17 protein-coding genes are annotated in these 18953 nt (G+C 45.7%); 7 read left to right on the top strand and 10 right to left on the bottom strand.

The window, feature by feature from the left end; translation table 11 throughout:
* Positions 1–18: 18 nt before the first annotated feature.
* Positions 19–582, bottom strand: coding sequence for an LPP20 family lipoprotein (locus K300_RS0102710; protein ID WP_022850127.1), 564 nt, complete (start codon positions 580–582; stop codon positions 19–21).
* Positions 583–832: 250 nt separating this feature from the next.
* Here K300_RS0102710 and K300_RS0102705 point away from each other — a divergent pair, with 250 nt between their 5' ends.
* The gene (locus tag K300_RS0102705) at positions 833–1576 is read left to right on the top strand and encodes a FecR domain-containing protein (RefSeq protein ID WP_022850126.1); all 744 of its coding nucleotides are present in this window, start codon (positions 833–835) and stop codon (positions 1574–1576) included.
* Positions 1577–1719: 143 nt separating this feature from the next.
* On the opposite strand, the gene K300_RS0102700 is transcribed toward K300_RS0102705, so the two are convergent.
* The 4 genes from K300_RS0102700 to fusA are packed head-to-tail and all read right to left on the bottom strand — an operon-like array spanning position 1720 to position 5454.
* Positions 1720–2037: a MerR family transcriptional regulator gene (locus tag K300_RS0102700; protein WP_022850125.1), complete on the bottom strand. Its 318-nt coding sequence runs from the start codon at positions 2035–2037 to the stop codon at positions 1720–1722.
* The gene (locus K300_RS0102695) at positions 2030–2305 is read right to left on the bottom strand and encodes an integration host factor subunit alpha (protein WP_022850124.1); all 276 of its coding nucleotides are present in this window, start codon (positions 2303–2305) and stop codon (positions 2030–2032) included. The genes K300_RS0102700 and K300_RS0102695 overlap by 8 nt, the downstream gene beginning before the upstream one ends.
* A 51-nt stretch (positions 2306–2356) precedes the next feature.
* Positions 2357–3358: a hypothetical protein gene (locus K300_RS0102690; protein WP_022850123.1), complete on the bottom strand. Its 1002-nt coding sequence runs from the start codon at positions 3356–3358 to the stop codon at positions 2357–2359.
* Positions 3359–3390: 32 nt separating this feature from the next.
* Positions 3391–5454, bottom strand: coding sequence for an elongation factor G (gene fusA / locus K300_RS0102685; RefSeq protein WP_022850122.1), 2064 nt, complete (start codon positions 5452–5454; stop codon positions 3391–3393).
* A 216-nt stretch (positions 5455–5670) separates the two neighbouring features.
* Here fusA and hflK point away from each other — a divergent pair, with 216 nt between their 5' ends.
* Together hflK and hflC are read left to right on the top strand one after the other, a co-directional pair.
* Positions 5671–6675, top strand: coding sequence for an FtsH protease activity modulator HflK (gene hflK / locus K300_RS0102680; RefSeq protein ID WP_022850121.1), 1005 nt, complete (start codon positions 5671–5673; stop codon positions 6673–6675).
* Positions 6672–7529 (top strand): protease modulator HflC, encoded by an 858-nt coding sequence (gene hflC / locus K300_RS0102675; protein ID WP_022850120.1) that lies wholly within the window; start codon positions 6672–6674, stop codon positions 7527–7529. The genes hflK and hflC overlap by 4 nt, the downstream gene beginning before the upstream one ends.
* A 1869-nt stretch (positions 7530–9398) precedes the next feature.
* Here hflC and cybH read toward each other — a convergent pair.
* On the bottom strand, positions 9399–10085 hold the full coding sequence (gene cybH / locus K300_RS0102670) for a Ni/Fe-hydrogenase, b-type cytochrome subunit (RefSeq protein ID WP_022850119.1): 687 nt from the start codon (positions 10083–10085) through the stop codon (positions 9399–9401).
* A 218-nt stretch (positions 10086–10303) separates the two neighbouring features.
* Entirely contained in the window at positions 10304–10882 is a 579-nt protein-coding gene (locus K300_RS14325; protein ID WP_022850118.1) for an HD domain-containing protein, read from the bottom strand.
* Positions 10883–11065: 183 nt separating this feature from the next.
* Between K300_RS14325 and K300_RS0102660 the strand changes: the two genes are divergently transcribed.
* Entirely contained in the window at positions 11066–11251 is a 186-nt protein-coding gene (locus K300_RS0102660; RefSeq protein WP_022850117.1) for a hypothetical protein, read from the top strand.
* 17 nt (positions 11252–11268) lie between these two features.
* Complete coding sequence (locus K300_RS0102655) at positions 11269–12612, top strand: NAD-dependent malic enzyme (RefSeq protein WP_022850116.1); 1344 nt, start codon at positions 11269–11271, stop codon at positions 12610–12612.
* Here K300_RS0102655 and K300_RS0102650 read toward each other — a convergent pair.
* A complete protein-coding gene (locus K300_RS0102650) occupies positions 12606–13154 on the bottom strand; it encodes a hypothetical protein (protein WP_022850115.1) in 549 nt (182 codons plus the stop codon). The genes K300_RS0102655 and K300_RS0102650 overlap by 7 nt on opposite strands.
* Before the next feature lie 108 nt (positions 13155–13262).
* Here K300_RS0102650 and K300_RS0102645 point away from each other — a divergent pair, with 108 nt between their 5' ends.
* Positions 13263–13496, top strand: a complete 234-nt coding sequence (locus K300_RS0102645; protein WP_022850114.1) for a hypothetical protein — start codon at positions 13263–13265, stop codon at positions 13494–13496.
* Positions 13497–13499: 3 nt separating this feature from the next.
* Here K300_RS0102645 and K300_RS0102640 read toward each other — a convergent pair whose 3' ends face one another.
* Positions 13500–14906 (bottom strand): glycosyltransferase family 39 protein, encoded by a 1407-nt coding sequence (locus K300_RS0102640; RefSeq protein WP_022850113.1) that lies wholly within the window; start codon positions 14904–14906, stop codon positions 13500–13502.
* Between the two features lie 274 nt (positions 14907–15180).
* Here K300_RS0102640 and K300_RS14320 point away from each other — a divergent pair, with 274 nt between their 5' ends.
* Complete coding sequence (locus K300_RS14320) at positions 15181–17085, top strand: putative bifunctional diguanylate cyclase/phosphodiesterase (RefSeq protein ID WP_162139840.1); 1905 nt, start codon at positions 15181–15183, stop codon at positions 17083–17085.
* Here K300_RS14320 and K300_RS0102630 read toward each other — a convergent pair.
* The gene (locus tag K300_RS0102630; protein ID WP_022850111.1) at positions 17082–18869 is read right to left on the bottom strand and encodes a methyl-accepting chemotaxis protein; all 1788 of its coding nucleotides are present in this window, start codon (positions 18867–18869) and stop codon (positions 17082–17084) included. The genes K300_RS14320 and K300_RS0102630 overlap by 4 nt on opposite strands.
* Between the last annotated feature and the right edge of the window lie 84 nt (positions 18870–18953).

Here is an 18953-nt window from a genome sequence, read left to right as displayed (position 1 = left end):
CTCCGCCCCGTCTATATATTATCTGCCAAATTCCTTCTCGATTTCTGCATCAAGCTCATCCTGAGCCTTTTTTGCCTGGAACTGCTGCCAGAGAGCCTGCTCATTCTTGAAGCTTGTTCTTACGGATTCCTTTACGGCCTGCTGAACACTGCCAGGGTCGAGGGCTACAAGAACGTAGAGCTCGTTGCAGGGTGAGACCCATATATCCTTTTGTCTGGAGCCTGTAAGTGTCTGGTTTGCAACCTGCTTAGAGACCTGTGCGGAAACCTTGTCCACAACCTGATCGTCGCCTACACCGGTCTGCTGAGTGAAGTTCTTAACCATGTTCTTGACCTTAACGCTCATAATACGTGCTATTTCATCCCTTCCCGATGCCATTGCTTCGGTTTTTGCAAACTGTACGCCTGCGGCACCGATCTTTGCAGAGCCGGAAGCAGCTATGCTCCCTTCGAGCTCAGGGGTAAGCACCCATGAGGGCGCACCCTCAAAGCAGGGGTTTGCAAGCTTCTTTTCAGGCTTTTTACCTCCACAAGCGGCTGTAAGGAATGCAACAGCGAGCACTAATACAAGTAATTTTTTCATTGTAGGTTCCTCCTTGATATATTAATGACTTTTACATTCAGAGTATGTTCCACATCACATCTATTATATCAGACAACACTAAGTATATCCTTAAAGATGGAAAGCTTAAGGTAAGATTCACAATATCAACAATATGACAGCACTTTAAGGAACTTGTACTACAATGTATTAATGTCCGCAACTGGTAATTCTTACTACATAAAGGGGGATGATACTGTATAATTATAAGAAATACTCACTTGGAGCACCGATGATGATAAGAAAACTGATATTTATTATTGTCCTTGTATCATTTGCTTTTACTACCGCATATTCCGGTGATTCTCAGAGTGCAGATATTGAAGCTGCAACGGTGGATAAATGTGAGGGTAAGGTGCGTTTGCATGCCGGAGGCTCTGTCAGGGGTGAGGATTCTTATATAGGACACACGATTTTTATAGGCGACACTCTCCGGACAGGCAGGAAATCCACCGCCGCTGCCATAACAATAGACAACTCCAAAGTAGTTCTCATGGAACGCTCCTCAGTAGAGTTTCTGGAACTTAAGGAGGTGGCCCCTGGCGAAGGGAAGGTCATATTTGATATAGAGAAACAGGAAAGCGCAAAGGGGATGCAGGTCAAACTTATGACGACAGTTATAGGTGTTAAGGGGACTCAGTTTATGGTTGATTTGGGAAACGCTTCAGATACTGATACTGGGGAGATGCCACCTTGCAGGATCTATCTCCGTGAGGGTGAGCTTGAGTTCACAAGCCTTGAGGGTGAGTTCCGAAGGTATGTACAGGAAGAGATGGCCGCATTCAAGAAGTTTGTTGATGAAGAGATGAGCGAATTCGAAGCATTCAAAAAGGAGTTTCAGGGTGAGAAGGTGGAGCATGTAAAAAGCTTTGATTTAAAAGCTGGTGAGGCTGTATCCATCGACGGAAAGGATGTGCGTAATATTAAATTCAGCGAAGATGCCGAGGAGGCGTTCCGCATGCTGGATGAACTCTGAGTTTGACGAGGGTATACTTTACTACCAAAGAGCCCCAGGGGTTTAATGATCCTACAGGTCCCATTGCAATCCGAAAGCCACGAAACGGTATCATAAATTAGGACAGGTCACTAAAAGGTAGTATCAGACTAGAAGATTTATACCTATTTCAGTATATCCAGAATCGAGTGAAGTTCTTGAAGAATATAATCCTTCTCGGAGGTTTTTTTCTCTTCATCGGGGAGGCTGTAACCGCCTCCCAGTCGTCTGCGCACACCTTCAATGGTGTACTTTTCCTCATATAGAAGCACTTTTAGTGTTTCCAGAAGCTCGATATGCTTCCTTGTATAGAAACGCTGGCCCCCACCGGATTTAACCGGACGAAGCTGCTTGAACTCCTTCTCCCAGAAACGGAGAACGGAGGGCTTCAAGCCTGTAAGTTCGCAGACCTCACCGATTTTGTAGTAAAGCTTATCAGCCATTTACCTCATCTTTGAATATCTGGCTGGGGCGGAAAACTACTACGGTTCTAGGCTCGATAACAGTTTCTACGCCTGTCTTAGGGTTACGGCCAATCCTGCGGCCTCTCTTCTTAACCTCGAAGTTACCGAAACCGGAGATTTTTACGTTGTCCTTCTCAAGGATCTCTGTGCGGATAGAAGTAAATACTTCGTCCACTACCTTTGCGATATCCTTCTTAGTAAGACCGAGCGATTCGTGAACCTGTTCTACAATATCTGCCTTAGTCATAGTGAGACCTCCATTAAACTAAGCAATTATAATACATAGATCTTTGTAGCGTCAATTTTTTTTGCCCTGTGAGCGGATTATTTTGATCTTTTCCGTATTGATTCCGCTGTTCAACCCAAACTTTTTAGCTCGTTCAACGGTGGTACAGCATACATCTACAGTTCTGAAATTTGCTTTACTCTCAGATGTTTTTATCAATGCCGGGATGCTGTTGCTTTTAGCATAAAGTATCGCATCCTCCTTTGATGTAAAACTTTTTACAAATTCAACACCACGTCCCGCAATCACCGTTTTCGAACCTGGAGAAAGCCTGTAAAGACTCCATACCGTATCAGTTTTTGTGTAGCTGCTCACAACGTTATAACGCATTCCAGCGGAAGATATCTTTCCCTTCAGACCCTCGAAGTCACTCCCGCCTATATTCTCAAAGCGAATGCGATAGTTTCCGGAAACAGGAGCCGATTTGGCCTTCTCCGAACTGTTCTGAGCTGTTCTGCTCTGATCCGGCCTGCTTCGGGCTGGTTTTTCTTTTACTGCAGGTCTTTCTCTACCCGCCTTAACATAGTTGCCGCCGGGTATGCTCTTTTTCCTTGGGGGTTCTTTATCAACCTCTAGAGGTTTCAGCTTAACAAAGGGCTTCTCCGGTCTCTTTACTGCGTTTTCATCCTGAAAGCCGGACTCAAGGGCGGCACCTTCCGTACTCTTGTTATCCCCCACAAAGATAATGCTGCCTATCTTTGTGTAGCCTTCCCTTTCGAGCCGTGTCTGTTTAGCTGGTGTTTCTGCAGTTGTACGGTTGCCGGAAGCGTTCCCAGGATCTATGACACCTGCATCTGTGCTGTAGTATAGATAAGCCCCTGCGGCGGCGGCGAGAGCAAGGAGAATAGAGGCGGCATAGACAAGATATGAAAGGAGGCTCCCTTTCTTTTTCTTCTCGGACTTGGAGTTGAGGACGAGCAGTGAAAACAGCTCGTCCTCCATCTCTCCATGGAGCAACCTGTGGATTTCCGAGAAGCTCCTGTCATGATATTTTAATAGGTTAAGATCTGTCATCCTCTATTCTTCAGCCGCAAGTCCGGGAAGTATTACTCCCCAGCACTCTGCTCGACAATTTTATCCGCAAGGTGACCAGGAAGCTCTTCGTAATGGCTGAACTCCATGGTAAACATGCCGTGTCCGCCTGTCATGCTTCGAATATCGGGTGCATAACTTAGTACCTCGGACATGGGGACCTGTGCACGGATGTGCTGACCGTTTGCCTCGGGCTCAACATTTCCGATACGACCTCTCCTGGAGTTGAGATCGCCGATAACTGTACCTGTAGTGTCGTCGGGAACGAAGATATCCACGTTCATTATTGGCTCCAGCATTACAGGTCTGCAATCCATGGCTACCTTCTTGTATGCCATAGAGCCGGCGATGGTGAATGCCATCTCCGATGAGTCAACGGAGTGATAGGAACCGTCATAGAGGGTCACTTTGAAGTCAACCATGGGGTATCCAGCCATTGCGCCTTCCTTTGCGGCTTCGTATATACCCTTTTCAACTGCGGGTATGAACTGCTTTGGAACGGCTCCGCCGACGATCTTGTTTACAAACTCAAAACCACCACCCCTTGGGAGCGGCTCCATCTCGATCCAGACATCACCATACTGACCTCTTCCGCCGGACTGCTTCTTATATTTACCCTGCCCCTTGGCGGTTCCTTTGATCGTCTCCATGTAGGGTACTTTGGGTGTTTTAAGCTCCACCTGAACGCCGAACTTCTCACGAAGCCTTTCGACAACGATCTCGATGTGCATCTGTCCCATACCCTTGATGAGCTGTTCGCCTGTGCGTTCGTCACGATCAAGGCGAATCCCTGCATCCTCCTCCATCAGCTTATGAAGACCGGAGGAGACCTTGTCCTCATCCTCTTTGGATTTGGGAACGATGCTGTATGAAAGAACCGGCTCGTTGAGTTCTACGGAGTCAAACTTAACCTTCTGCTTGCCTGTGCAGAGTGTATCGAAGGTATCGGTGTTCTTGAGCTTGGCAACCATACCTATCTGGCCGGCCACAAGCCTGTCCACCTTAACGTGGTTCTTGCCCTGGAGAAGGAAAAGCTGTCCGAGACGCTCTTTCTTACCCTTGTTGGTGTTAAGAACCTCTGTATCACCTGTTATCTCACCGGAATAAACCCTGAAAACGGTAAGCTTTCCGGCGAAGGGGTCTATAAATGTCTTGAATACAAATGCGCTAAATTCGGCCTCATCAGGAACAGCGATAAAGTCTTCATCAGTATCGATATTCTTAGCAACTTTATACTCTCTTTCGAGGGGTGATGGTAGGTAGTCGATAATAGCTTCAAGGAGAAGCTTGCTTCCGATATTGTTAACCGCCGAACCGCAAATCACTGGGATAAACTGCTTGGAGATAGTTCCCTCGCGTAGCCCTTTCTTTATTTCATCGAAGGTAAGCTCTTCACCTTCAAGGTATTTCTCGATAAGCTCATCATCCGTCTCGCTTACAAACTCAACGAGCCTGGTGCGCCACTTCTCCACCTCTTCCATCATATCTGCGGGGATCTCTTCTTCTTTATATTCCGCAGTGGGCTCGGAGGGGTAAACATAGGCCTTCATCTTAACAAGGTCAACTATCCCCTTAAAGTTATCCTCTTTACCTATGGGAAGAAAGAGAGGAAGGGGCACAACGCCGAAGGACTGTTCAATATCACCTAGGGCACGGTAGAAGTCCGCCCTATCCTTGTCCATTTTGTTAACGAAGATTATTTTAGCGAGTTCATTCTCATCGGCAAACTGCCATACACGCTGTGTTTCTGCCTTAATACCGGTAATAGCCGAGGCGATAACAACAGCACCGCCAACAGCGGAAACAGCGGCCTTTGTTTCGTGCAGGAAGTTTGAGTACCCGGGGGTGTCGATGATGTTTATCTGGAACCTGTTCCAGTCAACAGAGGAAACCTTGGAGTGGATAGACAACTTTCTTGCGATCTCTACCGGATCATAATCCATCACGCTCGTACCGTTCTCCACACTGCCTATTCTGTTTGTTGAGCCTGCATTAAAAAGTATCGTTTCCACAAGGCTCGTTTTTCCCGCACCACCGTGGGAAATGAAGGCTACGTTCCTGATCTTGCCTATCTCCATAGTCTACCTCCGATTTGCATATTTTCTGCCAGAGAGAACGTTTTCACTATCAATAAATAAAAAATACCGAAAGTCCCTGCGGGCAGAGGCATTTTCCTGACATATAATGATATTATCAAATTTTGCCAGAATTTCAAACATTTAAAAAACGTTTTATTAAATCTTACCTTCTGTTATAGTCTGCAAACAAGAAGAAAAAAATGAGGGGTGCAATTAATGAGTGATAACGGCGGACCAGGAAACAACAGCCCTTGGGGTGATGAAAAGCTTGATCTGGGCAAGTTCAAGAAGGATATGAAGCTCCCGGACAAGGTTCCAGGCGGCTCTTTTATAGCGATTATTCTGGTGCTGATATATCTCGGAAGCGGCTTTTTCATTGTTAAGCCTAACGAAGAGGCTGTTGTTAAGCGCTTCGGTAAAATAAGCAGGGTTGTGGGCTCTGGACCTCACTACCATCTACCCTGGCCAGTGGAGACCATCGATAAAGCTGTAGTAACAAAGGTTCACAGGCTTGAGATAGGCTTCCGAACCAGCAGTAGAGGCAGCTACCAGGGAATCCCCAAAGAGGCACAGATGCTAACGGGGGACGAAAACATCGTTAACATCGATATGAGCCTTCAGTACAGGATTACCCAGATTGAGAACTTCCTGTACAATGTAACAAGGGTGGAAACAACCATTAAAGACGTTGCAGAATCAACGATCAGAGAGGTTGCCGGACGTGAAATGATCGATGATATCCTCACAACTGGCAAGAACAGAATCCAAAACGAAACCCTTATCCGCATGCAGGAAATCCTGGACTATTACAAGGCGGGTGTGGATATTGTGGCGGTTCAGCTTCAGGACGTTTCACCTCCCGACGAAGTTGTGGCATCCTTCAAAGATGTTGCAAGCGCCAGAGAAGATAAGAACCGTTTCATAAACGAAGCAGAAGCCTATCAGAACGAGGTCATCCCCCAGGCCAGGGGTAAGGCTGAAGCTATGATTCAGGAGGCCGAAGGCTATAGAAGGGAAAAGGTTGAAAAAGCAATTGGTGATACCTCTAGATTCAACAACAGGCTCGAAGCTTATGTAAAATCACCGGAGGTTACAAGAAAAAGAATGTACCTAGATACTATGGAACAGGTTCTCTCCAAAACAGATAAATTCATATTTGACGATCAGATCGACAACCTTAGCCCATTCCTTGGACTTGAAAAGCTGGGGGGTGCGAAATGAAAAAACTAATGATATTGCCGGCAATAATATTTGCTGCCATAGTTATATTCAAGGTTTTCTTCATTGTTATCGACATCAGCGAGCAGGTGGTTATAACACAGCTTGGAAGCCCGAAGAAGAGCCATACCAATCCCGGATTCTACTTCCGCATCCCTGTAATTCAAGAAGCGGTTTATATGTCTAAAAAGCTCCTTGAGTACGATGCAGATCCTTCTGAAATCCTCACCAAGGATAAGAAGACACTTGTTATCGACAATTTCTGCAAGTGGCAGATTGAAGAACCGCTTAAATTCTACCTTACAGTTCGTGACAGAAGAAGTGCCCTGAACAGGCTTGACGACATTATCTATTCAGAGATGAGAAACGAGCTTGGTCAGCATAACCTTATTGAGGTTATCAAAGACAACAGGGACGAGATCATGGAGAACGTGACCAAGCTATCACGGGAGAAGGCAAAGGAATACGGTATCTACGTCCACGACATACGCATCAAGCGTGCGGATCTCCCCACCCAGAACGAACGGGCTGTTTTCGAGAGGATGAAGGCTGAAAGAAACCGTATCGCCAAGCAGTACCGCTCCGAAGGGCGGGAAGAGGCTCAGAAGATTATGGCAAGAACCGACAAGGAAAAGGCCATTATCCTCGCAGAAGCTTATAGAGAGGTTCAGGAGATTAAGGGTGAAACCGATGCTGAGGTAATCAAAATCTATGCCGATGCCTATAACAAGGACCCTGAGTTCTTCGATTTCACTCGCTCACTTGAGGTCTACACAAATTCTCTAAACAAGGACAATACGAAGTTCTTTATGACAACAGAGAATGAGCTACTGAAAACCTTCCAGGAAGGAAAATAAACTAACCGATACGGCCCGGGGCTTTGTCCCGGGTCTGATTATATCTATGGAATTTTCCATCCATGGAAATTCCATTGTTGTTCGAGCGGGGGAACCCCGCTCTCTCGCACTTCCGGCTACGTCAGACCAGCAAAGCTGTTCTTCCTTTCGCCTTCAGAGCCAACATCCATGTTGGCTTTATTCACTTCAACCTTAAACGTATGATTAGAATAAGCTTTCATGAATGGGATCATGTTATATATTAACCACTATAATTATCTTTCAAATGGGTTTTTGAGGGGTTCCTATTTTATCTATGGAATTTACCATCCATGGAAATTCCATTGCTGTTCGAGCGGGGGAGCCCCGCTCTCTAGCACTTCCGGCTACGTCAGACCAGCAAAGCTGTTCTTCCTTTCGCCTTCAGAGCCAACATCCATGTTGGCTTTATTCACTTCAACCTTAAACGTATGATTAGCAGAAGCTTTCATGGATGGGATCATGTTATATATTAACCACTATAATTATCTTTCAAATGGGTTTTTAAGGGGATTCTATTTTATTTATGGAATTTACCATCCATGGAAATTCCATTGTTGTTCGAGCGGGGGAACCCCGCTCTCTCGCACTTCCGGCTACGTCAGACCAGCAAAGCTGTTCTTCCTTTCGCCTTCAGAGCCAACATCCATGTTGGCTTTATTCACTTCAACCTTAAACGTATGATTAGCAGAAGCTTTCATGGATGGGATCATGTTATATATTAACCACTATAATTATCTTTCAAATGGGTTTTTAAGGGGATTCTATTTTATTTATGGAATTTACCATCCATGGAAATTCCATTGTTGTTCGAGCGGGGGAACCCCGCTCTCTCGCACTTCCGGCTACGTCAGACCAGCAAAGCTGTTCTTCCTTTCGCCTTCAGAGCCAACATTCATGTTGGCTTTATTCACTTCAACCTTAAACGTATGATTAGAATAAGCTTTCATGGATGGGATCATGTTATATATTAACCACTATAATTATCTTTCAAATGGGTTTTTGAGGGGATTCTATTTTATCTATGGAATTTACCATCCATGTTGGCTGTTTACTCATAAAACTTCATTGTCAGAATTGAATCAAGTTGGCTCTAGTGTTTACGTTCAAGAGATAACAACGTGAGACGTGAAGAAGTGTTCCAGTTAGATGGCTACTAGTAGCCCACAACCAGTTTTGTCACATACGCTCTTAATCCTCCCCGAATGTTTTTAAGCCGAGCGAGTGCTCACTTTTCCGCCTGGAATATTTCCCGCACGATAATCACTGCTAGAACCAAGAATCTCGAACAGAATTAAATGTGATGTGCTAGAGAACTCTTCAGAATCAGGGAATATTCAGGAAAAGGGAGTGCGAGGCGAGGGAACCGACATCAGTTATAAGTGTTTTATTAAAACACTTATAACAATGACGGATTAAAAACCCTGAGGGAATAGTTTTGCATACTTTTCTAAAAAGTATGTGGCGCATATGCGCAAGACAAAGGGTTTAATGACTAATTTCGAATGTGATTATGTAAATAATAAGACTAAGGGGAAATTTTTAGGGAAAACTTTCCCCTTAGAATCCCCTTAAAAACCCATTTTAGGATTTTAAGAAAGTATTATACTAAAAGGATTCCATGAATGGAGGCCTATTGCATATCAACTATGATAGTATGATTAGAATAAGCTTTCATGGATGAAAGCTCGCTTGCGTAAGTGAGAAGGAAGCTTCTTTCTTCGAACGGCAGAATAATTTCCATGGAAGGAAAATTATTCAGATAGATAAAGAAGGGCTCCGTAATGGAGCCCTTAATAGTATGAGGAGGTTTTAATAACAAATAATACCGATTCTAACTTAGTGCTGATCTTAGGTGTCTGCCTTCCATCCGGAGAATATCGAGCTTACATCCCCTGAATGTGTTCTGAAGTCCACAAGTACAGCAGCGTAAAGATGGATTATGAGGAATGTAGCGATTATATACACAACGAAGTAGTGGAGCATGCGTATATACTGTACATTACCTATGGAGTTGAACCATGTTAGGCTTGCATAGAGGGTGCTGTGGGGATCATTAAGTGACCAGAGATAGAATCCGCTGAATATCTGGAAAATGAACACAAGGAATATTCCAATATAGGCGTATTGTGCCATAGGGTTGTGTGTGAGAGTGTGGGGCGGGTTCTTCTCAAGGAAGAAGTAGTATTTAAGATAGGAAATAATCAGTTTCCTGTCCTTTTTCTTGAAAGGGTTGTATACGGTTCTTATATGCGCATACTGGTTTCCCACAATTGCCCACCATAGCCTTAGAAGGACGCTGGTAGTGAATATAAAACCTGTGAGGTAGTGTATGTAGCGAACCTGACCCATAACGTATGGTGTACTGTTTACTGTGTCATATGTGAAGAAGGGGTAGTGTATGTAAAGACCTGTTACAGCGAGGATCATAATACAGACAACAGATACCCAATGGCTAATCCTAACAGGGGCTTCCCATACATAAACAAACCCCTTTGCGGGACAGAGCTTTCTAAGCTCGGGACTTAACGCTGCCATATCAACCTCCAGATAATGTTATATACCAAAGTATTGTTAGATAGTGCTAATTCAGTAATGCATCCTGCGATGCCAAAACCAAGTACCGTTCTGAATCAGCCCCTCTAAAGTAATGATACATCTTATTATAAAAGCTGTCCATAAAAATGAGTGAGAGGAAAAGAGAAATTGTTCATAAACTCAGGTGTAATACACTGTTAATAATGATTACACAAGATTTACTCTGTCCCTTTTTCCAGATCTGGCAGGATATTCTTTACAAAATACGCAACACTATGCAGTTCTGAGTTTTTTAGCTTTTCCAGGATTTCATGGTATTTATCTTCAAAGGGTATTTTATTTCCGAGTCTGCTTTCATTGAGGCACTCTAGAAGGGCATCTATATTGTCGGCATACCTCAGAATCTGCCCTTCGAGGGTTTTATCCTTCCCGTCGAACATGAAATCCTTGAGTCGGCTTCTATAGGGCTCCTCCATGCTGGAGAAGAGCATATCCTCTGCAATGAGTAGTTCTATATTGTTCACCATGCTTTTCATTGTTTCTGTCCGGTGTTTTACATGGCTGAGAATATCCCCAGTGAACGCCTCCACAACATCATGGTTGAGTGCCTTTCTGTATAGACTGGACCAGTCCACACGGTTGCCGTGATTCTCCTCAATGACGCCAAGCATCTGGGAGATGTGGGCAACGGAGAAGGAGTGCTCGGCAACGGAGGCTCTGCGGTGCATGAAATCGCTGGCCCAGCGGCCAATATTGTTCAGTTTGCGTACCGATACGAGGTATTCAGAAAAACTCATACTTTCTCCATCTGTCCATACTTATGAATATTATCGTCCTAAGCCGGATAAACTGTTGTAATAATCGCAGACTTTTCAAAACTGCGTAATGAATTGCACTATTGCTATAATTCCCTTTACACCCCATATCTGTTGAAATATTGTAATAACAGCACTTGAAAAAAATGGAGCGTTTCTTTTATTATGAACGGAAGTGATAAACTCTCAGCTTGTGCGAAATGTGCCCACGCAAGAAAGATCCACAGGGAGGAGCTTAAGGGTTCCTATAAGCTTCGCTGCGGCTATACCGGAAGGTTTATGAAGGATCCGAAGGGGAGCTGTAAGGATATGGAGCCGGATACGTGGGAACGGTTTACCGATGACAAATAAACCAGGGGAAATGATAGATGCGTTTTGAATACTCGAATAAGGTCATTAAAAAGGTAAGGCTTAAGATACTGGATAAACCGGGCTATCTCGGTTCGTTAACTACGAGAGTAGGCGATCTCGGAGGCATGTTCGGTGAGATCAAAACCATACACCTCGGCAAAGGATACAAAATACGGGAGATGGACATATACTCCGACACTCTGGATATCTTCGATGAGATCCTGGATGTTATCCGCACCGTTGAGGGCGTGGACCTTATTGGAGTTAAGGACGTAGTCGAGGAGTACCACAAGGGTGGAAAGATAAACGTTGTCTCCTCGGTGGATGTTGAGACTATCGATGACCTTAAGATTGTCTATACCCCCGGTGTTGCCTCTATATGTAAGCAGATAGCGGAGAAGCCCGAGCTGGCCGCAGAATATACGACCATCCCCAACAACGTTGCCATAGTTACCAACGGAACGGCTATCCTAGGTCTTGGGGATATTGGTCCCGTTGCAGGTATGCCCGTTATGGAGGGGAAGGCTCTTCTGTTCAACCAGCTGGCCGGCATAAACGGTTACCCCGTATTGATAGACAGCCATGATCCCGAAGTTATAATCGAGACAGTGAAGAATATTGCTCCCACTTTCGGTGCGATTAAGCTGGAGGATATCAAGGCGCCCGAATGCTTTGAGATTGAGAATAAACTAAGGAAGGAGCTGGATATACCTGTGCTCCACGATGACCAGCACGGTACAGCTGTTGTGGTGCTTTCAGCTCTTATAAATATCGCCAAATATACCTTTCTTAACCTGAACGAGGTAACTGTCGGCTATATAGGCCTTGGTGCGGCCGGAACCGGTATATACAAACTTCTCAAAGCCTTTGGTGTTTCCACCCAGTACGGTGCGGATCTTGATGATAATGCTAGGAACCATTTTCAGAGCCTCGGCGGCATACCGGAGGATCTTGAGGGTGTTATGCAGAAATCGAGGATCGTGATAGCAACCACAGGGTGTGCGGGGCTTATTAAGCCTGAGATGGTACAGCAGGGGCAGGTTATACTGGCACTTTCTAACCCTAACCCGGAGATCGATCCGGAGGATGCAGTTAAAGCTGGTGCTGTATTTGCAGCTGACGGAAAATCAGTTAACAATGCCCTTGCCTTTCCCGGTCTTTTCAAAGGTGCGCTCAGGGCCCATGCCAGTATGATAAACGAGGCTATGATGATCGCTGCCGCTAAAACGATTTCCGGCTTCTCCCTTGAGGGGGACCTTGTGCCGAATATCCTTGATAGGGAAGTCCATGATGCTGTCGCTGTAGCCGTTGAGCAGGAGGCCTATAAGAGCGGTGCGGCAACGGTTAAAAACAGTTACTGATCTTCACGCTTAACGGGGGCGGTTTCCTCTATCTTTGATATAACCGCCTCCACATTCCGGTAGTTTTTGCCGAAGTCCACCATGGTGGTTTTAACATTTGGACCGCTCAGTATATTAACTCTGGTTTCGTTTTCGTTATCTGTCTTCTTTGCAAGAACCACCATTTCCTCACCCCATGAGCGCCATGTGGTTCCGGTTTTGAGCTTTATCCCTCCCTGTTCCTCATCGCTGTGTTCTATTTTGTATTTGCCGAGTGCGTCGAGGGAGTCCATAACCAGCCTATAAGCCTCGTTGAAGGGGAGAGGGATGGTTATGAAAACGTTTTGGCGAACCTTTGAGGCTGCTTTAGGGTTCCCCGCCTTCCTTGTGGTGAAGTGAGAAATTGCCGTTAATGATGCGGCCATAATGAAACCGAACATTATTCCAGCCGATGCTCCGGCGGCAAGCCCACGCTCCTTGCCGTAATCCTCTATATAGAAATACGACATAACAGCCGCAAATACCGAGGCTGAGATAAGGAATATTTTAATAAATCTGCTCATAACTACCTGCACACTCCGATTATTATGTTATTTATCACTCGCAAAAAAACATACTGGTGCTAAAATCTGTGTCTGAGAACAATAGACTACTAACACAGGCGGATGAATATGAAAACTAAAATGATTGCTGTTATGCTGACAGTTTTGATCCTTTCTGCGGCTGGGTGTGCAACCCTTAAGGAAGAGTACGGAAAATCAAAGGCGGATGCGAAGCAGAAGGCGGCGGCCACTAAGGTTGAGGTTAAGGAAGACTTCAAAAATCTGAAGAAGGGTATAAAGCAGGAGTATAAGGCGTCAAAGGATAACGTTACCGAATCCATTGATGATATTAAAAAAAGATAGGTTCTACTCCCCTGCAATACCGATGCGCAGGCGGCGTGTCTCCATAAGTTGGAGCATATCCGCACTGCGTCCGCTCTTCTTATCCATAATGAGGAAGTATCTGCCTGTTTCAGGTTTCACGGTGCTGTACTCATCAAGGAAATAAGCCACTCCTGACTTATCCTCATGATCCTTGAATTTATCAACCTCCGCAACAATGGGGATTCCAGCCATGCTGCTCATCTGTGCAAGTTCTTCCAGCTCGCTGTATGTACGCCAGTTCATATCCACGGGGCTGATTATAAGCACAGAAGCGTATAAAACCGAGAAGAACACCAGAAACTTACGGTAGTTTATCCGCAGAACAGCCCCTAGCCCCCCTGCTGTGAAGACCGCGGCGATGACATAGAATTGATACATATATCTGCTTTGCCGGGTGCTTATGAAGTGAATCGCCACAAAGGTAACGATGAGAGCCGTCAGCAGGAATATAGCCTGCCTGGATTTATCCGCTGTTCTCATTTTTACTGTTCTATACATGCCGTAGATGAGAAATGGGAGGTATATGATGTGGTGCTCAAGAAGGTAGAGAATGTAGTTGTATATCGGTCTCTGGGCGTAGTTTATGCCTGTATCCCCATTCTGGAAGAGGCCGTTCATCATCCTGTCGAGTATCTGGTTCTTGAAGAAATGGGTGAAGAAATCCGTCTTCAGGCTCACATAGGTGTACCACCAAATGAATGTGAGTAGGAACAGGAGAAGGGCGGGAAGGATCTTCTTCATTTCCTCCTTTGAGAATATTTTCCTGTCGAAGATGAGTGCATAGATGAATACCGCCGCCATGGGGAGAACGCCCACGAAGCCTTTGACCATAAAGCCCAAACCACATGCTATACCAGCGGTGTATAGCCATCCTTTCGCTCTATCCTCCTGGTAATGCATGAAAGACCAGAGGGCAACGACCATAAACAGTGTAACCATGCTCTCAAGGCGAAGACTGTAAGTATTTTTATAGACAACATAGGTCGAGTTCATAATAAATACGGCCAGATGGGCTATGTTTGCATCTTCGTAAAGTTTTCTGGTTATATGGTAAACGAAGCCGCTGAGGAGAACGGCTGTTATTAGGGGTATAAGCTTTGCGCTGAAGACGGAGTATCCGAAAAGCTTCATGGGCAGAGCGTTCAGCCAGAAGAGGAGAGGGGGTTTATTCATGTAAACGGAGCCGTTGTAGTGCATTATAAGAGGAGAATCCAGGGTGAGGATATTCTTTGATATCATGGCGTACATGATGCTGTCCCCTCGGAGATCCGCACTGGCAATGTTTGCAGCATAAACCACGAAGGCGAACCATAGCGCCCACCTTGCCTCGTAAACAAATTCTCTGAACTCAGCGGCTTTGAGCCTTGATTCAGATGAGAATAAACCCATAGATTCTTCCTGCCTGCTCTGTTGTGACGTATGGTTTTTAGACTATATATCAGCGGATATGTCAAGAAGTTAAAGGTGTAGAATGGATAGTGTCGTGCAATGTACCCACATGGTGGGTATGTCTGACAAATATGTAATAATTTACTGACAAGTATTGAGTAAATTAATGTTTATTGTTTATGTTTTGTTTATATCTTATGAGTATTTTCTGACGAGGTAAACTATTAAAACCACACTGATTTTATCTGTTATTCTTATGCTGGTCTTCACCATTATGCTTGCCGCTTTTCCGGTGGATGAGGCTGTTCTAGGAACCGATAGCCTGGCATCCGTTGCAAAGAATACCACAGGAGTACTTCCTTTGGCCGGAGGAGAGTTTAATCAGGAGTGTGTCATCAAAGCTGGAGCAGCACTCTCCCTTGCGCTGTTTATGGCGTCTGTAATAGCCTTTATGGCTGTTTATATAAGACGGCTCAAAAGAACAAGCGAGGAGCTGGATACCAGCAGGGGCCGCCTTCAGGTTATCTCAGAGGCCCTTAACGATGGTATATGGGAGTGGAATATCTCCACCGGCGAGGTGAGCTTCTCCGAGCGTTATCTGGATATTCTGGGCTACCGTAAGGGGGATATTGAGGAGAGTCAGCAAAGCTTTGAGGAGAGGGTACACCCCTATGATCTGAGCAGGGTTCTTGCGCATATAGATGATTACCTCAACGGAAGGATAAGCAAGTATTCTGTGGAGTTTCGCATGCGCCACAGGGACGGCGGATACCGGTGGATCCTTGCAAAGGGAGCCTCGATGAACTCCGGCCAGGGCAAACCGGGAACTATGGTCGGTTCTCATACTGATATAACGGATCTCAAGGAATACGAGAAAGAACTTTCACATAGAGCACTCCATGACCCGCTCACAGAGCTTCCCAACAGAGTTATGTTCCTTGAGCGGCTGAGCCTCGGCATACGCAGGATGAAGCGGAGGGATGACTACGGCTTTGCAGTCCTTCTTCTCGGTGTTGACGGGTTCAAGAAACTAAACGACAGCTATGGCCACGAAGAGGGGGATAAGCTCCTTCGCAGGATCGCAGGGTATCTGCAGTCCTTCGTTCGTTCTGAGGATATCGTTGCTAGAACTGGCGGTGATGAGTTTGCAATGATGATAGAGGGGATGGCATCATCCCAGGATATTGCCGGTATGTGGAAGCGGATTCGGGAGGCCTTTGATGAGCCTTATTCCGTTGGTGAGAACACGCTGAGGATGAACGCCTGTGTGGGCGTGGTTGTGGATACGGGCGGCTATGGCAAGCCCGATGAGATCATGCGTGATGTTGCCATAGCACTGAGCAATGCAAAGAAGCGCGGAAGCGGCTCTTTTATGGTTTTCGACAAGGGGATGCACTATCAGGTTATCGATGCTGTAAAGCTTGAATCGAAGCTTACAGCCGCCCTTGCAAACAAAGAGTTTGAGCTTTATTACCAGCCGGTCTATTCAGCCAGTGATGAAAGAATCTGCGGTTTTGAGGCGTTGATAAGATGGAACAGCTCCGAAGGCCTTATAAACCCGGGAAGGTTCATCCCCATTGCGGAGAAGAGCGGCTTTATAATACCCCTGGGCAAATGGATCATCGATGATGCGTGCAGGAGGATTTCAGAGTGGGAAAAAATATTTGATCTTCCAGATTATTTCAGTGTTAACATAAATATAAGCGGAAAGCAGTTTGCCGAGGACGATCTTGTGGGCTACATAAATGGAGCCCTCGCATTCAATAATATCACTCCCTCAAGGCTTAAGCTGGAGATAACAGAAAGCGAGCTTATGCTTGATGTACACAGTGCCGAGGAGAAGCTTAGAAGGCTAAACGACTGCGGGCTGAGGATATGTATTGATGACTTCGGAACGGGTTATTCATCCCTCAGCTACCTGCGCCGCTTTCCGGTAAGCTGTCTTAAGATAGACCGCTCATTCATAAGCGGAGACTCCGATGCAGAGGAGGGTAGGGAGCTTGTGGGAACGATAGTCTCCCTGGCGAAATCCCTTAATATGAAGGTGGTTGCAGAGGGTGTGGAAAAGCAGGAACAGGTAGACTTCCTGAAGAATGAGAAATGCGATTATCTCCAAGGGTTCTTTTTTAGCCGCCCTGTTCCGGCATCAGAGGCTGTTAAGCTTCTTAAAAAGTATTAATCCCTTTTGGCAGCTTCGGGATCAAACCCCACTATTACAGCACCCCAGTGTTTTCCATCGATGTATATCGGAATTGAAAGATCGTTCAGTACCTCACCCGTATCCCTAAGGTATGTCTGCAGAAGAAGGGGATCGGTGTTTCTGGAACGTCTTCTCTCTGTTTCATTGTTCGTATAGATGCGCATGTGGCGGCTGTACTTAAGATCCTGCTCGGGATCCCCTGTCATCTCTCTGGACACCTCGGAGTGGTGAATGGGGAGATAGCCTGTTCTGGCCACGGGGAGGGTGTAGATCGCTCCCGGGATCTCTTTTTTCATCCTGTCCACGTATTCCTGAAGCTCTCGTCTTATGGTATCAGTGTATGAAGCGTCGTATTTCTGGGGGTCTGTACCGGGGACCTCTCTGTAGTTTTCATCAAAGATATTAATACCTTTCCCTTTTATCTCTCCAAGGGATTTCTGGATCGAATCCCTCATAGCTTCGGCACTGGTTACTATCTTCTCAAAGGCTCCGTGTCCGGTTCTAAACATCGCCACAAGCCTCTGCATCGTTTCGGCAGTGCCCACCATGCTCTTAGAAGAATCGGCGGTGGTGTGTATGTTTTCTGTAACAGTGGAGCTGAGATCTCTAATGTTTACAATATTCTCGTGTACCTCGCTGTTGGTGACAGAGAGCTCCTCAATGGCGGAGGCGATGGAGGTAAGCTGGGAGTTGGTTTTCTCGAAATCCTCCACCATGTTCTCAAAGAGGGATGCGGATTCTGTTACAACTCCGCGTGTGTTATCGGTATACTCAACGATTGTTTCTGTTTCCTTCTCTGTTTCGTTAACAAGGCCTATCATATCCTTAACGTTTATGGATATTTCATCGGTGGCCTGACGAACACGCTCGGCGAGCTTGCGCACCTCATCGGCAACAACGGCGAATCCTCTGCCGTGTTCGCCGGCTCTGGCCGCTTCTATGGCTGCATTAAGAGCAAGGAGGTTTGTTTGTTCTGATATATCATTGATAAGTGAGATAATCTGCTGGATGTTCTCCGATTTGTCGCTGAGGTTTGTTACGGTGCTTCCGAAGTTGCCGAGCATCTCACCAACCCTGCTGATCTCTTCACTGGCGCCGGAAAGCTTTGTGAAGAGCTGTTTCGCCTCTTCAAGGTTTTCCGCAGTGGAGGAGGATATCTCCTGTGTATTCTGGGAGATTTCGTTTATCGCCGTTGTGGACTGCTGGCTGGCGGAGTAGATCATATCCGCCATCTGATCCTGTTCGGTTATGTTGCTCTCGGCCTTTTCCACCGCTTTGCCCACCTTCGCAGAGGAGAGGGCTATATCGATACCAATCTCCCGGAGCTTTTCCACGTTACCCCGAAGCTGTTCGATAAAAATATTGTAGCTGTCGGACATGGTTTTGAACTCATCATGGCTTATTACGGGGAGATCCTTGGTAAGGTCGCTGTGGTCCTTGTCTGTACCCTGGAAAACATCGGTTACGGCATTAACCGGTTTTATGAAAAGGTGGCGCATAAAGAAAATTATGAAGCTGACAGCAAGGATATTAAGAACAAATAGCACACCAAGGGTTACCATAGAGCCGCTTAGAAATTCGGCCAGTTTTTCCTCTGATGCACCGTTGTTAAGAACGCTTACACACATCGTTTTCTCTCTGTAGAACAGAAAGAAAGCCGTTGACATATTCAGTAGAAGAAGAAAACCTATGTTGCCAACTATCTTTTTTGTGATTGTATTGAAGAAACGTACCTCAAGAAACTCGTAAAAAGCCCAGAACATAACCTACCTCTTATTGGGAGTTAACACGCACAGACGATGAATATACATAAAAACAATGAAATTAACGCAAAATCCATAAAAAAC

It is taken from the genome of Limisalsivibrio acetivorans, assembly GCF_000421105.1.
Classification (GTDB): domain Bacteria; phylum Chrysiogenota; class Deferribacteres; order Deferribacterales; family Geovibrionaceae; genus Limisalsivibrio; species Limisalsivibrio acetivorans.
The sequence above is the reverse complement of the archived record's forward strand: the minus strand, read 5'-3'. Positions and strand labels throughout refer to the sequence as shown.

Coding starts and splice junctions, on each gene's coding strand:
- K300_RS0102710 (WP_022850127.1), bottom strand. CDS start 582: ATGAAAAAATTACTTGTATTAGTGCTCGCTGTTGCATTCCTTACAGCC.
- K300_RS0102705 (WP_022850126.1), top strand. CDS start 833: ATGATGATAAGAAAACTGATATTTATTATTGTCCTTGTATCATTTGCT.
- K300_RS0102700 (WP_022850125.1), bottom strand. CDS start 2,037: ATGGCTGATAAGCTTTACTACAAAATCGGTGAGGTCTGCGAACTTACA.
- K300_RS0102695 (WP_022850124.1), bottom strand. CDS start 2,305: ATGACTAAGGCAGATATTGTAGAACAGGTTCACGAATCGCTCGGTCTT.
- K300_RS0102690 (WP_022850123.1), bottom strand. CDS start 3,358: ATGACAGATCTTAACCTATTAAAATATCATGACAGGAGCTTCTCGGAA.
- fusA (WP_022850122.1), bottom strand. CDS start 5,454: ATGGAGATAGGCAAGATCAGGAACGTAGCCTTCATTTCCCACGGTGGT.
- hflK (WP_022850121.1), top strand. CDS start 5,671: ATGAGTGATAACGGCGGACCAGGAAACAACAGCCCTTGGGGTGATGAA.
- hflC (WP_022850120.1), top strand. CDS start 6,672: ATGAAAAAACTAATGATATTGCCGGCAATAATATTTGCTGCCATAGTT.
- cybH (WP_022850119.1), bottom strand. CDS start 10,085: ATGGCAGCGTTAAGTCCCGAGCTTAGAAAGCTCTGTCCCGCAAAGGGG.
- K300_RS14325 (WP_022850118.1), bottom strand. CDS start 10,882: ATGAGTTTTTCTGAATACCTCGTATCGGTACGCAAACTGAACAATATT.
- K300_RS0102660 (WP_022850117.1), top strand. CDS start 11,066: ATGAACGGAAGTGATAAACTCTCAGCTTGTGCGAAATGTGCCCACGCA.
- K300_RS0102655 (WP_022850116.1), top strand. CDS start 11,269: ATGCGTTTTGAATACTCGAATAAGGTCATTAAAAAGGTAAGGCTTAAG.
- K300_RS0102650 (WP_022850115.1), bottom strand. CDS start 13,154: ATGAGCAGATTTATTAAAATATTCCTTATCTCAGCCTCGGTATTTGCG.
- K300_RS0102645 (WP_022850114.1), top strand. CDS start 13,263: ATGAAAACTAAAATGATTGCTGTTATGCTGACAGTTTTGATCCTTTCT.
- K300_RS0102640 (WP_022850113.1), bottom strand. CDS start 14,906: ATGGGTTTATTCTCATCTGAATCAAGGCTCAAAGCCGCTGAGTTCAGA.
- K300_RS14320 (WP_162139840.1), top strand. CDS start 15,181: ATGCTTGCCGCTTTTCCGGTGGATGAGGCTGTTCTAGGAACCGATAGC.
- K300_RS0102630 (WP_022850111.1), bottom strand. CDS start 18,869: ATGTTCTGGGCTTTTTACGAGTTTCTTGAGGTACGTTTCTTCAATACA.